At 64.4% G+C, this 13,955-nt stretch carries 12 protein-coding genes and 1 pseudogene; 4 read left to right on the forward strand and 9 right to left on the reverse strand.

Annotation, left to right across the window (positions count from 1 at the left end; genetic code table 11):
• Position 1: 1 nt before the first annotated feature.
• The 9 genes from anfK to DY467_RS08110 form a co-directional block, all read right to left on the reverse strand.
• Positions 2-1,387 (reverse strand): Fe-only nitrogenase subunit beta, encoded by a 1,386-nt coding sequence (anfK, locus tag DY467_RS08070; RefSeq protein WP_107343472.1) that lies wholly within the window; start codon positions 1,385-1,387, stop codon positions 2-4.
• A 12-nt stretch (positions 1,388-1,399) separates the two neighbouring features.
• A complete protein-coding gene (gene anfG / locus DY467_RS08075; RefSeq protein WP_107343473.1) occupies positions 1,400-1,840 on the reverse strand; it encodes a Fe-only nitrogenase subunit delta in 441 nt (146 codons plus the stop codon).
• Between the two features lie 12 nt (positions 1,841-1,852).
• Positions 1,853-3,421, reverse strand: a complete 1,569-nt coding sequence (gene anfD, locus DY467_RS08080) for a nitrogenase iron-iron protein, alpha chain (protein ID WP_164635167.1) — start codon at positions 3,419-3,421, stop codon at positions 1,853-1,855.
• Positions 3,422-3,469: 48 nt separating this feature from the next.
• Entirely contained in the window at positions 3,470-4,297 is an 828-nt protein-coding gene (gene nifH, locus DY467_RS08085) for a nitrogenase iron protein (RefSeq protein WP_164572502.1), read from the reverse strand.
• A 523-nt stretch (positions 4,298-4,820) separates the two neighbouring features.
• Positions 4,821-6,506 (reverse strand): sigma-54 interaction domain-containing protein, encoded by a 1,686-nt coding sequence (locus DY467_RS08090; protein WP_415193329.1) that lies wholly within the window; start codon positions 6,504-6,506, stop codon positions 4,821-4,823.
• Positions 6,507-6,509: 3 nt separating this feature from the next.
• On the reverse strand, positions 6,510-7,034 hold the full coding sequence (locus tag DY467_RS08095) for a hypothetical protein (RefSeq protein ID WP_164635169.1): 525 nt from the start codon (positions 7,032-7,034) through the stop codon (positions 6,510-6,512).
• Between the two features lie 171 nt (positions 7,035-7,205).
• Positions 7,206-8,036 (reverse strand): amino acid kinase family protein, encoded by an 831-nt coding sequence (locus tag DY467_RS08100; protein ID WP_164635171.1) that lies wholly within the window; start codon positions 8,034-8,036, stop codon positions 7,206-7,208.
• 9 nt (positions 8,037-8,045) lie between these two features.
• A complete protein-coding gene (locus tag DY467_RS08105; protein WP_107346481.1) occupies positions 8,046-8,858 on the reverse strand; it encodes an amino acid kinase family protein in 813 nt (270 codons plus the stop codon).
• 291 nt (positions 8,859-9,149) lie between these two features.
• A complete protein-coding gene (locus tag DY467_RS08110; RefSeq protein WP_164635173.1) occupies positions 9,150-9,965 on the reverse strand; it encodes a GntR family transcriptional regulator in 816 nt (271 codons plus the stop codon).
• Positions 9,966-10,433: 468 nt separating this feature from the next.
• On the opposite strand from DY467_RS08110, the pseudogene DY467_RS26855 reads away from it, so the two are divergent.
• The 4 genes and pseudogenes from DY467_RS26855 to DY467_RS08125 form a co-directional block, all read left to right on the forward strand.
• Positions 10,434-10,997: pseudogene (locus DY467_RS26855) on the forward strand (ABC transporter ATP-binding protein); the annotation flags it as partial.
• A 39-nt stretch (positions 10,998-11,036) separates the two neighbouring features.
• Positions 11,037-11,342: an oligopeptide/dipeptide ABC transporter ATP-binding protein gene (locus tag DY467_RS26860; RefSeq protein ID WP_413776053.1), complete on the forward strand. Its 306-nt coding sequence runs from the start codon at positions 11,037-11,039 to the stop codon at positions 11,340-11,342.
• Positions 11,339-12,388 (forward strand): ABC transporter ATP-binding protein, encoded by a 1,050-nt coding sequence (locus DY467_RS08120; protein WP_164635177.1) that lies wholly within the window; start codon positions 11,339-11,341, stop codon positions 12,386-12,388. The genes DY467_RS26860 and DY467_RS08120 overlap by 4 nt, the downstream gene beginning before the upstream one ends.
• The gene (locus tag DY467_RS08125; protein ID WP_164635179.1) at positions 12,379-13,932 is read left to right on the forward strand and encodes an ABC transporter substrate-binding protein; all 1,554 of its coding nucleotides are present in this window, start codon (positions 12,379-12,381) and stop codon (positions 13,930-13,932) included. The genes DY467_RS08120 and DY467_RS08125 overlap by 10 nt, the downstream gene beginning before the upstream one ends.
• The last annotated feature ends 23 nt before the right edge of the window (positions 13,933-13,955 follow it).

A 13,955-nucleotide genomic window follows, 5' to 3' on the forward strand; every position in this document is an offset into this window, starting at 1 on the left:
ATCACCACACGTTCAGGATCCATTCGCGGTTCTTCTTGACCTCCATGTCGTTGAACAGCGTGTTGGCCATCTGTTCAGCGAGCCAGGTCGCGCCGGCGTAGCCGACGACGGGGTAGCGATACAGGCCGGCGCGGTCATAGGTCGGGAAGCCGACCCGCAGCATCGGGATGTTGTAGTCGATCGCGACGAACCGCCCCTTGGAGTGGCCGAGGATCAGATCGAGTTCGAGGCCGTTCTTGATGCGATCCTCGAGTTCGAACAGGTCGGCGTTGGTGATGATCTCCATCGGATAGTCGACGTTGTCCTTGAGCGCCGCGATCCGCGGGTCGGTGGCGTAGCCGGCGTGCTCGTCGCCGAGCAGCAGCAGCACCGGCTTCATTTCCAGATCGAGGCAGTATTCGGCAAGGCCGAGCACCAGATCCGGATTGCCGTAGATCGCCACCTTCTTGTCGGCCAGGAACATGTGGGCGAGGTCGGTGATGGCGTCGAGCGCGATGCCGCGTTCCTTGACCAGCGATTCCGGAATCGGCTTGCCGGTCATCTCCTTGACGTTGCGCAGGAAGGTGTCGGTGTTGCGGATCCCGATCGGAGTCGGGCCGATCACCGCCGGCACGTCCCAGCGGGTCTGCAGCCAAGTGGCGGCGAGGCCGCCTTCGTAGCGGTTGAGCGCGATGGTGCCTTGCGCATCCGCGGTCGCGGTCAGGTCGGCAATCGTGGTCGAGCCGTGCGACACCGCGCTCTTGTCCGGCATCAGCGGACTATCGAAGCTCTCGATCTCGAACAGCACGTTGGCCTCGACCTGCATCTCGGCCAAGAGATGCTTGAGCTCCTTGACGTCGCCCGGATTGACCCAGCCGGTGATCAAATTGATCTTCAGGCTCGGCTTGTCCTTCTTGGAGAAGTGCTTGACGAAGTCGCGCACCGCGACGTCGTAGCCCGTCACCATGCTGCCGACGAAGCTCGGGCAGTGGATCGGGATCAGGTGGACCTCGCGGTCCGGATACTTCACGTCGAGCAGTTCTTCCTGCAGCTTGGTGACGACGCCGTCGACGTCGTCGCCGATCACCTCGGTCGAGCAGGTGGTGATGATCGGCACCACCTTGACGTGGGGATAGCGCATCAGCAACACGTCGACCGCTTCCTCGACACGGTCGAGCGCGCCGAACACCGCGCCGTCCTCGTGCACCGACGAGGAGGCGATTTCGAAGCTCTCCTTCAGGTGCTGCGAGATCAGCAGGCGGACGAACATCACGCAGCCCTGGCCGCCGTGGACGATGCCGATGCAGTCCTTGATGCCGATCGAGGCGTATTGCGCGCCGGCCGGCTGGCAGGTGAAGATCGGATTGATGGTGCCGATCCGGTCCTTCGGCTTGAATTGACAGTTCATGGCGGGATCCAATCAGTAGTGCTGGTCGGTGAGCTCTTCGTTGAGCGAGCCGGTGACGGTGAGATAGTCGACGCGGGCGTGCAGCTCTTTCATCAGCGCCTTGATGTCGTCCTTGGACATCGTGGCGAGCCACGGACAGGTGGCCTGATAGGCGCGCTGCAGTGTCACCGAATCGACCCAGTAGCAGCGGTCTTCTGGCGTCTCCGGCGTGAACGGCTCGCCGGCGAGCAGCTTGGCGGCGATACCGAGGATACCCTCGTTCTGCCGCTTGCGGTCCCAGGCCCGCGAGTGGAACTGCCAGAGGCAGTTCTTCATGATCCAGTCGACCATCTGGTCGACGCGGGCCTTGGTGACGTCGTCGAGAGCCTCATAGGCCGCGAGCGAGGCGGCCGCTGCGGCGGCGTCGGCGGGGAACGGATGTTCCGAGGCGACTTTGTAGGTGATCTTGGTCATGGGGCTCTCGTCTCACTCGGCCGCTTCGGCTTTGACGATCGGGGTGAAGTAGGGCGCGTTCTTCTTGCGAAGATCGGAGATGATGTCGTCCTTGCCGGTGTAGCGCCGCAGCGTCTCCGACTTGGCGATCTCCTCCGGCAGCTTGGCGTCCGACAGCATCCGCGGCGTGACGAAGCCGCGGTCGGTCGGGATCTCGTCCTTGCTGATGTCGAGCCCGGAGAGCTGGTGCATCGGCGAGTAGATGCCGTTGTAGATGTCGCGGGCGAACCGCACCCAGCCTTCGAAGCCCTTGTACGGGCCGTTGTGATAGGCGTGGGCGTTGAGGTAGGGGACGCGGACCTTCTTGGCGACTTCGCCGGGGCGCTTGCCGGTGAAGATGATGTCGGGCTGCAGCTTCTCCAGCGCCTCGAGGCCTTCGAGTTCGTTGGGATCGTCGATCGCCAGCGCATCCTCGCCGCAGCGCGCGATGCCCTTCTCCATGTCGCCCTGGTGGCCGAACTTGGTGTAGACCGAGACGACCTTGACGCCCATCTCCTCTTCGATGGCGTGCGCCCAGTGCCACAGCTTGGAGCCGCCCGGCCACAGGCAGACCTTCTTGCCCTTCAGCCGTTCCTTGTACCAGTCGAGTTCCGGCTTCCAGCGCGCGGTCTCTTCGGCGATGATCGCTTCGGCGCGGTCTTCGATGCCGAAGAACATGCCGATCTTGCGCAGCGACTGCGACAGCGGCTCGAATCCGAAGCCGTCGATGTCGAGCCGCGGAATGCCGTAGCGGACGCGCAGCTCGTTGCAGATGTATTCGGCAGAGCGAGCGCATTCGAGCACGTTGAGATGGGCACGGTGCATCGCCCGCAGGCCGTCATAGGTGCCGTTGCCGGTGAAGGTCGACAACACCTGGATGCCCATCCGGGTGAAATAGTCGAGCATCACTTCCTGGTCGCCCTGGATGTTGTATTCGCCGACATAGTTGATCACGTAATCCGAGGTGATCTCCGGCTCGACGGTGCCGACCTTGTCATTGATCCAGGCGATGTTGATCTTGTGGTGGCCGCCGGACTGGCTGGGGCCGCCGAAGCCGGGCGAGTTGCAGGTGAAGATGTCGACGTCCGGCATCTCCTCCATCACCTCGGCGGCGACCGCGTTGATGTCGTCGCCGATCAGCGCGGTGGCGCAGGTCTGGTAGATCGTCATCCGCTTGATGTCGGGGCAGGCCTTGAACGCCTCGATGATGTTCTGCTTCAAAAGGCCCTCAGCGCCGAACACGATGTGCTTCTCGCGGACGTCGGTGGCGAAGGTGTATTTGAGCTGGAAGTTGTTGTTGTCGGAGATGTAGCGCTTGGTCTGCCAGGTGTCGTAGGTGCAGCCAACGGGGCCGTGACTCATGTGAATCACGTCCTTCATCGGCGTGCCGATCACGTGCTTGGCGCCGCAATAGGCACAGCCGCGCTCGGAGATCGATCCCGGGATGGTGTTGAGATAGCCGAGCGGTAGTGCGGTCGCCAGATTGTCGCCCGCGCCCTTGGTGACGGCGTGCTTCTGACGTTCGGGGAGACATTTCGAACAGTCGAACTCGTGATATGGCATCTTGTTGTCCTCGTGCGGGAAGTACGCCGTCAGGCGCGGGTGCGCAGGTCAGTCCATCAGGCCGTATTTCACGACCATCTTTTCGAGTTCATCCATCGTCAGCGGCTTCGGGATCACGAAGTCCTTGTTGTCGATGATGGCGGCGCCGAGCTGCTTGTATTCGAGTGCCTGATCGGCGGCGGGATCGAACTCGGTGACGGTCTTCTTGTTGAACTCGGCCTTCTGCACGATGTTGTCGCGCGGCACGAAGTGGATCATCTTGGTGCCGATCGCCGAGGTGAACTCCTCGAGGAATTCGCGCTCGCCATCGACCTTACGGCTGTTGCAGATGATGCCGCCGAGACGCACGCCGCTCTGCTTGGCGTATTTGACGAGGCCCTTGCAGATGTTGTTGGCGGCGTAGATCGCCATCATCTCGCCCGAGGCGACGACGTAGACTTCCTGCGCCTTGCCGTCGCGGATCGGCATCGCGAAGCCGCCGCACACCACGTCGCCGAGCACATCGAAGAAGATGAAGTCGAGGTCGTCGGTGTAGGCCTTGTTGGCTTCCATCAGATCGATCGCGGTGATGACGCCGCGGCCGGCGCAGCCGACGCCCGGCTCGGGACCGCCGGATTCGACGCAGCGGATGTCCTTGAAGCCGCTCTTCACCACGTTGTTCAGCGTCACCTTCTCGGCGCCGAGCGTGCGCAGCGTGTCCATCACGGTGTCTTGCGGCTTGCCGCCGAGGATCAGGCGGGTCGAGTCCGCCTTGGGGTCGCAGCCGTGAATGAAGATGTTCTTGTCGTGATAGTAAGCGAGCGCCGCCGCCGTATTTTGAGTAGTCGTCGATTTGCCGATGCCACCCTTGCCGTAGATCGCCACCTTGCGGGTCATGGTCCGAAGCTCCTGCGATGAATTGACGGGACGATGAGTGATCCATCGCCTCGCCATCCTTAAGAGCAACGGACGTGCCAACGCGTGCGTATTGCGCGGTGCTGAATCGGAAGTACGCGAAGTGGCAAAAGCGCGTGAGACCGAAGCGAGAAGGATGCTAAGCGTTCGCATCCGTCGACGATAACGTAACGTTGCGGCGCGATGACGGATCGTGGCGAGCGCCATGGAATCCGGTACTTCGGCCGCGGCGGCGGCGAGCCGATGAGTGGACGAGAAGGATCGATCTCTGGTCGCGTCGCGAGCTCGCAGCGAAAATGTTCTGGATGCGTAAATTCTGATGGAGGCGTGACGCACGGCGTAACTTCCTGCTCCTTTGTGCCGGGCGCGGCAAAAGTTACGTCAGGCGTAGATTTCAGGGACAAGAGTTACCTGGCGGTCGATTGCGCGGGACCCCCTCACCAACGCAAAACGGCGGCTCGTGAGAGCCGCCGTCAGGGTCTTCAACGCATCGGGCGAGAGGACGTCAGTTCCTTGGTCGCAGCCCTGCGGTTCGGAACGTCTTGTAGGTGAGGCCGTGTCGGTCCATCCGCAGGCCGAGCATGCGCCGCGTCAGGCCGAGCGCGGTGGCGGCCTGGCCGACATTGCCGTTGGAGGCTTTCAGAGCCTCGACGATCATCTCGTATTCGACTGCGGTGACGCGGTCTTCCAGCGTGCCGCTGAAGCCGGTGCCGGTCTCGGTCGGCGTCTGCAGCGACGGCGGCAGGTCGTAGCCGTGGATCACGCCTTCCTCGGCCAGGATCACCGAGCGTTCGATCACGTTCTCCAGTTCGCGCACGTTGCCGGGCCAGTGATAGCTCATCAGCATGTTGATCGCAGGCGTGGAGATCCGTTTGATCGGCTTGCCGATTTCGGCCGAATAGGTGGTGACGAAGTGGTCCGCGAGCGTGATCACGTCGGAGCCGCGGTCGCGTAGCGGCGGGATGGTGATCGGGAACACGTTGAGGCGATAGAACAGGTCCTCGCGGAAAGTGCCCTCAGCGACCATCTCGGCGAGGTTGCGGTTGGTCGCGGCGATGATGCGGACGTCGACCTTGACCGGCTTGGCGCCGCCGACCCGCTCGAACGTCCGCTCCTGCAGCACGCGCAGCAGCTTGGCCTGCGTCGGCAGGCTGAGTTCGCCGACCTCGTCAAGAAAGATCGTGCCGCCCGAGGCTTGTTCGAAATAGCCCTTGTGAGTCGCCACTGCGCTGGTGAAAGCGCCGCGCTCGTGGCCGAACAGTTCGCTTTCGGCGAGCGCCTCCGGCAGCGCCGCGCAGTTCGCCTTGATGAAGGGGCCATCGCAGACCGGGCTGTTGTAGTGCAGGGCGCTCGCCACAAGCTCCTTGCCGACGCCGCTTTCGCCGAGCAGCAGCACGGTGGCCTTGGTCGAGGCCACCTTGTGCACCATGGCGTAAACTTCCTGCATCGGCTTGGAGTTGCCGATGATATTGGCCGGGCGAAAGCGTTGCTTCAGCTCGCTTTTCAGCCGCCGGTTTTCGGTCTCGAGACGCACCTTGTCGACGTTCTCGATCAGGTACAGCTCGACGGCCGGCGCGATCAGCGAGGCGACCATCGCCAGCAGCTCGGCGTCCTGCTTCAGCAGGCGCTGATTCATATAGACTCGCTCGGCGCAGATGGTGCCGACCACCTTCTGGGCGAGTACGATCGGCACGCAGAAGAACGCGAGCTTGTCCTGCTTGCGGCCCTTGTTGTGGGCGCGGGTGCGATCGAGAAAATCGGGGCTGTCGATCACGCGCGGGATGATGATGGGCTTGCCGGTCTCGACCACCTTGCCGGTGATGCCTTCGCCTGGCGCATAGATGCCGCGGCCGCGCTCTTCCTCGGTCAGTCCGAAGCTGTCGTGGATGAAGATCGCGTCGGAGTGGCGGTCGTACAGCATCATCACGCCGCGCTGCATCCGCATCTGCTGGCGCATGCCGTCGAGAATGATCGACACCAGCGTCGCGAGGTCGGCGTTCTGCGTCAGGACCTGATTGATGCGAAACAGGATTTGCAACACGTTCACCCGGCATTCGCCGGTGAAGCAGTGCGTGAATTCGTCGACGAAGCCTTCGGGCTCGTTGCCGAGGTCGAGCGTTGTCAGGCGCTTTGCGCGCTCGGGCTGCACCGGATCGGCGGGGACGCGGCGTTGGTTTTGGGCCATCGGCATCGCTCACTCCACCGGCAGGATCGCCAGAGCGATCGTTTCGGAACTGACGCCGCTGAGTTGCAGCAGCAACTCGCCTGCGCCGAGCTCGTAGCGCACCAGCTTGCGCACGCCTTCACAATCGGTGGCGCCGCTAAAGCCGCCGGGCTTAAGTGTTCGGTCCGCTTGCACGGCGTCGATCCACGCGGCCGCCGGCAGCGCCACCGTATAGGTGCCGGCCTTGCCGACCTGCTTGATGCGGACGAAGCCGGCGAAACGCTCCGGCGCCGAGCCGCGTTCGGGCGGCTTCGGCAGAGAAGCTTCGGCCGCCGGCTTCAACGCCAGCACGATCGCGCGCGTTGGCAGCGCGTCTAATGTCTGACCGGACGTGAGTTGCGTTTTGTCGGGCGCGGTCAGGCTGGCGCGCTCCCGATCGATCGGCCATTTGAACGCGGCGCAGCCGCTCGGCTCCGCGGCGCCGGCCGTGATGGTGGAAATTCCGAGAAGGATCAAAATGATCGCGGCCTGCGGGGCGCGTGCGATCGACATCATGCAGGCTCCAACCTTCGACCCGCAGAAAATGCGGTCGAGTTGCAGATGGTTGGAACCCTCGTTCCTGACGACGGTGGGCGCTTACGGCGCGGCACCGTCATCAGGATAGCAAAAGCGGCGAGAGATGGAAGCGCGCTGCATCAAAAGCTGCGCGCCTCCGTGTCGCAACGGTCAGGCCGGCTGCGCGCCGGTCTTGATCAAGGTGCCGACATGCTGGCCGCGCAGCGCCGCGGTAAGCTTGCCGGGCTTCAGGCCGTTGACGACCTGTACCCGCTCGATGTGGCGCGCATTGGCCATCACGTCGAACAGCGCGCGGTCGAGCGGCAGGGTGCCGTCGTGCTTGGCGAGATCGGCATAGCTGGTCTCGGCGATCAGCTTGGCCTTGTCGCCGCCGGGGGCGTTCGGATCGGCGCTGTAAACGCCGTCGACGTCCTCGACGATTGTCAGGCCGGCGGCACCGAGCGCATCCGCCAGCAGGAAGGCGCCGACGTCGCAGCGATGCGGCGGCAGCCGCGCGCCGGGGAATTCGTGGTTGTGGTAGGGCGGGAAGGCGCTCGCCACCACCGCACGCGCCGCGCTGAGATGGATCGCGAGCTGGTTCGCCACCGTCGGCTTCTCGACGTACGATACGCCTTCCGGCGCCAGCATGGTCGCGAGGATGTGGCCGTTCTGTCCGGCCTCGCTGGCTGCCAGCGGCGCGAGCGAACCGACCGGCAGGCCGAGATCCAGCGCGACGCTGTAGAGATGCCGGGCGCGGACACCGGCGCCGGTCAGGATCAGCAGGCGATGCTCGGGCAGCAGCGCGCGCAGTTCGTCGACGACCGGCAGGATCGCTTCGGCGCCGCGGTCCATGATCGAGCGGCCGCCGATCTTCACGACCTGTAGCCAGGGTAGGATGCGGATTGGCTTCTTGCCCGCGACCGGGCGGGTGAGATTGCTGTCGAGCAGCGTCTGGCGCGCGAGCGGCGAGGCGACGTGCTTGATGTGGTTGGTATCAGCCATGGTCGATCCTCAGTTCGCGGTGATGATGGTGCCGACGTGCTCGCCAGCGAGCGCGCGCGTCAGATTGCCCGGCACCAGGCCGTTGACGACCTGAACCTCGCGCACGTGGCGTGCGGACTTCAGCAGGTCGAGCACGGGGAATTCGAGGATCGAATCGTGCAGACCCTTGGCCTTCATCTCGTCGACCGAAATCTTCGGAATGAAGGTGGCGTTCTTCGAGGTCTTCGGGTTCTCGGTGTAAAGGCCGTTCTCGTCCTTCACGTAGATCATCGCCTTGCAGCCGAACTGCTCGGCCATCAGGTAACAGCCGGCGTCCGTGCGATACGGCGGGATCACGCCGTCGGCGGAGGGGCGCATCCACAGGCCGTAGGGGGGCATGCCCGAGAACACGACGGCATTTACTTCCTTGAGATACAGCGGCACCGCCGACAGCCCGGCATCGCCGACCGACGAGATGCCGTGCTTGGCGAGCAGTTGCCCGAGCATCTCGGCGTTCTGGCTGGCGACCGAAGCGCCAAGCTGTGACAGCACGCCGGCCGGCAGGTTCAGGCCTGCCGCGATCGAATACAGGTGCCGCGCGCGTGTGCCGGCGCCGGTGCCGATCAGCAGCTTGTGGTCCTTGCGCGCCGAGACGATCTCCTCGACCAGCGGATAGACCGCAGCACGGCCGCGGTCGATCACGCTCTGGCCTCCGATCTTGATCACGGTGGCGTCGGGCAGGATGCGATAATCCGCTGCAGCTTCGGTAGCGGCCAGAAGCTCGGGATCGGACATCGATCGCTGCATCAGCAGCGCTTCGAGCTCCGCAGGGGTGTGGGCCATGAAAGATTCCTTGTGCATAGGCAGGTCAACGCTGCCGGGGCGGCGTCAGAGAGGGATTCGCGCTGGCGTTTATGGGAGGCAGGGGCCTCGGCCGTCTGGCAGCAGAGCACCGCAAACCGAAACAGTTGCGGTAGCTGGCTCCTTGGTGGAACCCGCCAAATGTGTCGCTAACGGATCTGTCCGTCAATTAGAAATAGTAGCTATTAATGAGTAAATTCAAGGCGTTATGTAGCTGTCGGTGACGACGCTGCCAGCTTTGCGAAGCGTCATTTGGCGTACAGATGGGCTGTATCAGGGCTGAGCCACTGGACGTCCCGGAGAGCGGGCCGAACGTTCTGCAATACCGGCGCTCTCCGCAGCCGCAATCCCGCTGAAGTCGATCGCTTCGCCGCGCATCCGCGATAGCGTCGCAAGCGCCCGGTCGCGGTCGCCCTCGAGCAGTTCGCGATAGTGCGTCTCGGCCGCATTCGGGCGGCGCTGACGGATCGCCCGCAGCGTCGAGGCCATCAGGTCGGCACTCTGCCGGCGGATCTTGCGGGTCTGATAGTCGAGCGGTGATTTCCAGATCGTCGTCCACACCGTCTGGTTGGCGAGGTCGGCGAGGAGTTCGACCAGCAGCTCGTTGCCGGAGCCGCGCGCGATGGTGCGCACGGCGCGCGTCGTGGTGCGCGCGAAGCTGAGCGGATCGTCGATCTCGACACCTGCATTCAGCTCATCGCAGCGCCGCGCCAAAGTATCAACGAAGCTCTCGATCGGCGAGGTCGCCATCGTCCGCACCGCCAGCATCGACAGCGCGGTGCGGACGTTGAACAGATCGGCGACGGATTTCAGCGACAGCGGTTTGACGTAAGCGCCGCGGCGCGGATTGAGCTCGACCAGACGGCGCCGCTCGAGAATGCGGATCGCTTCGCGGATCGGGCCGCGGCTGACGCCGAAGTCACGCGCGAGGTCGAGCTCGACCAAACGTTCGCCTGCCTTACGACGCCCGGACACGATGTCGGCGCCAAGCTCCTCGGCGATCTGATCCGGCAGCGTGCGCAGAGAGAACCGCCCCACCGGTGCGGCCTCATCGTCGCCAGCGGCCCTGCGATAGGTTGTCGCTGCCATATTGTCTCCTCGGCTCCCCGCGGCGGTTCGCGTGCTGGTTCTCATTCGTAGCGTGACAGTCGATTGTTGACAATCGACAACCGGTGCCCTTTGATGGCCTCACCGTCGCCGGACAGATACCGGCGCCAAAGCCGGACAGGCGACGGACCGCATGCGCACGCTGCGGATCAAGGGAGGTAGCCGGCGATGACGTTCGCGCAGATGCGAACCCGCACCCGAAATGTCGGGGCGAAGGTGCGCTCACTATCCGCAGCGCCGCAGCACGCCTCCGAGTTCAAGCAAATCGCTTCGGCTATTGCTGTAGCTGCTTGCGGCCTTGTGAGCTGACGTGTCGTGATGTCGGCCAGTCAAACCATTACGCTGGATCGTGCAGCCGTGCCTGGCAATGCCGGAGCGCCGCTGCTTTCGGTGCGCGATCTGTCGCTGTCGTTCGCGACCGCCGGCGGTTCGCTGCCGATCACGCGCAACGTCGGCTTCTCGATCGCGCCCGGCGAGCGCGTCGGACTGGTCGGTGAGAGCGGCTGCGGCAAGACGGTGACCGGGCTGTCGCTGCTGCGATTGCTGCCGGCGCACAACGCACAGGTACGCGGCGAGATCGTGTTCGACGGCGTCGATCTGTTGAAGCTGTCGCCGCGGCGAATGCGTGCGGTGCGCGGCCGCGATATCGCGATGATCTTCCAGGAGCCGATGAGCGCGCTCGATCCGGTGTTCACCGTCGGCGATCAGATCAGCGAAGCCTATCGGGTGCATTTTCCGGTGAGCCGCGCCGAGGGTCGCGACCGCGCCATCGAGGCGCTGCGCGAAGTCGGCATTCCGGCGCCGGAGCGGCGCTGCGACGAGTATCCGCATCAACTCTCCGGCGGCATGCGGCAGCGCGTGATGATCGCGATGGCGCTGATCTGCAAGCCGAAGCTTCTGATCGCCGATGAGCCGACGACGGCGCTCGATGTCACCGTGCAGGCGCAGATCACCGACCTGTTGCGGTCGCTGAGCGAGCGTACCGGCACCGCGCTGATCTTCATCACCCATGATCTCGGCGTCGTCGCCGAAACCTGCACGCGGATGATCACGATGTATGCCGGGGAGGTCGTTGAGGACGCGCCGGTCGACGACGTGCTGATGCGGCCACGCCATCCTTACACCTCGGGCTTGCTGCGTTCGCTACCTGGGCTCAGCGCCCGCCGCGGTGTGCTGTCGTCAATCCCAGGACGGGTGCCGTCGCCAAATGCGATGCCGGCCGGCTGCCGGTTTCGCGCGCGCTGTGCGCATGCGGCGGCTGGTTGCGAGCGCGAGCAGGCGATGGTCGCGGTCGATGCCGGCCATGATGCCCGCTGCTGGCGGGCGACCGAACTGGCGTTGCCGGGAGCAGTGAATTGACCGAGCCAGTGTCCGCGTCTCCGAGCGATGTCATCGCGGTGCGCGATCTGCGCATCCTGTTTCCGACGCGCGACGGCCACGACACCGTCAAGGCGGTCGATGGTATGGATTTCGAGGTTCGCACCGGCGAAACCTTCGGCATTATCGGCGAGTCAGGATCAGGTAAGACGACGCTCGGCCGCGCTTTGGTGTCGTTGCTGAAGCCGACCGAGGGCCAGATCCTGCATCAGGGCGTCGACCCCGCCGCGCTGGGCGCCAGGGCGTTTCGCAAGCATCGCCGCGACTATCAGATCGTGTTTCAGGACCCCAATGCGGCGCTCAACCCGCGGATGACGATCATCGACAGCGTGATGGAGCCGCTGGAGATCGTCGGCGAGGGCGACGCGGCGTCACGCCGCCGCCGTTGCATCGCGGCGCTGGAGCGCGTCGGCCTGTCTCCGGAAGCTGCCGATCGCTATCCGCATCAGCTCTCCGGCGGACAGAAGCAGCGCGTCAACATCGCGCGGGTGCTGACGCTGCGCCCCAAGGTGATCGTCTGCGACGAGGTGGTGGCGGCGCTCGACGTCTCGATCCGCGGCGACGTGCTCAACCTGTTCGCCGATCTGCAGCGCGAGTTCGGCCTCACCTACGTGTTCATCACCCACGACATCTCCGTGGTGTCGCACATCTCGGATCGGATCGCCGTCACCTATCTGGGCAAGCTGATGGAGCTCGGCCCCGCCGAAGACGTGATCGAGCATCCGCTGCATCCCTATACGCGCGCGCTGCTGTCGGCCGAGCCGATTCCGCTGCCGTCGCACCTGCGGGTCGATCGCCGCATCATTCTCGAAGGCGAGATTCCGAGTCCGGTCGCGCCGCCGTCCGGCTGCCGGTTTCGTACCCGCTGCCCGTCGGTGCAGCCGCGCTGCGCGGATGAGATGCCGGCGTGGCGCGAGGTCAGGCCGGGGCACCGCGTCGCTTGCCATTTCGCGACCGCCGACGGTCCGCCGCCCGATCAACGACAAGCACAAAACACAACAATCATGGGAGGACCAACATGCGCGTGATCGATTTCGGTGAACGCACGCTGCGCCGTCGCGAGGTTCTGGCGCTGCTCGGCGGCGCGGCTGCGACCGGCGTGCTCGGACTGCCGGGGCAGGCATTCGCCGCCAAGACCGGCGGCATTCTGAAGGTCGCTGCGCCCGCCAATCCGTCGTCGCTCGATCCGGCGACCGGCGGCGCCGGCTCCGATCACAGCATCCTGTGGACGATCTACGACACCCTGGTGGAATGGGACTACGACACCCTGAAGCCGAAGCCGGGCCTCGCGAAGTGGTCGTATCCCGATCCGAAGGTCATGGTGCTGGACATCTCCGAAGGCATCAAATTCCACGACGGCACGCCGCTCGACGCCGAGGCGGTGAAGTTCAACCTCGATCGCAACCGCTCCGACCAGCGCTCCAACGTCAAGCCGGACCTGTCCAGTGTCGACAGCGTCGAAGTCACCGGCCCGCTGCAGGTCACGCTGAAGCTGAAGAATCCCGACACCGCGCTGCCGGCGATCCTGTCGGATCGCGCCGGCATGATGGTGTCGCCGACCAACATCAAGGCGCTCGGCAACGACACCGATCGCAAGCCGGTCGGCGCCGGCCCGTGGAAGTTCGTCCGCTGGAACGACAATGAGATCGTCGTCGTCGCGCGCAACGAAAACTACTGGCGCAAGGGGCGGCCGTTCCTCGACGGCATCGAGTTCAACATCATCCCGGAGAATGCCACAGCGCTGCGGTCGGTGGTCGCCGGCCAGAACGACATGGCGTTCCAGCTGCCGGCGCGGCTGAAGCCGGTGATCGAACGCGCCAAGGACCTCAAGCTGGTGTCGTCGCCGACGCTGTATTGCATTCAGGTGTATTTCAACTACGCCCGTGCGCCGCTCGACAACGTCAAGGTTCGCCAGGCGATCAACTATGCGCTGGATCGCGATACCTTCGTCAAGGCGGCGCTGAGCGGCCTTGGCGAGCCGGCGCGGATGACGTTGCCGAGCTCGCACTGGGCCTATGCCAAGGACGTTGCCGGCACCTATCCGTACGATCCGGAGAAGGCGAAGAAGCTGCTCGCCGAGGCCGGCTACAAGGACGGGCTGGAGATGACGATCGGCGGCTACACCGATCAGGACTCGGTGCGGCGTGGCGAGGTCATTCAGGACCAGCTCGGTAAGGTCGGTATCAAGCTGAAGTTTACTCGCGGCACCATTGCCGAGATTAGCGCGCAGTTCTTCGCCCAGGAGAAGAAGTTTGACATGCTGGTGTCGGCCTGGACCGGTCGCCCGGATCCGAGCATGACCTACGGGCTCGGCTTCGATAAGGGCGCTTACTACAATGCTGGCCGCACCGCCGATCCTGAGCTGTCGAAGCTGATTCAGGAAAGCCGCGCCAGCCAGGATCTCAACGAGCGCGCCGCCGTGTTCGCCAAGATCCAGCGCTTCACCGTGGAGCAGGCGCTGTCGGCGCCGCTGGCGTTCCAATACGAGCTCGACGCGCTGTCGGCGAAGGTCAAGGACTTCCAGCCGAACCTGCTCGGCAAGCCGAAGTTCGAGAACATCTCGCTCGCCTGATCAAACGGCGCCGCGACTGCTCG

This window comes from Rhodopseudomonas sp. BR0G17 (genome assembly GCF_010907025.1).
In the GTDB taxonomy this organism is placed as follows: Bacteria; Pseudomonadota; Alphaproteobacteria; order Rhizobiales; family Xanthobacteraceae; genus Rhodopseudomonas; species Rhodopseudomonas palustris_H.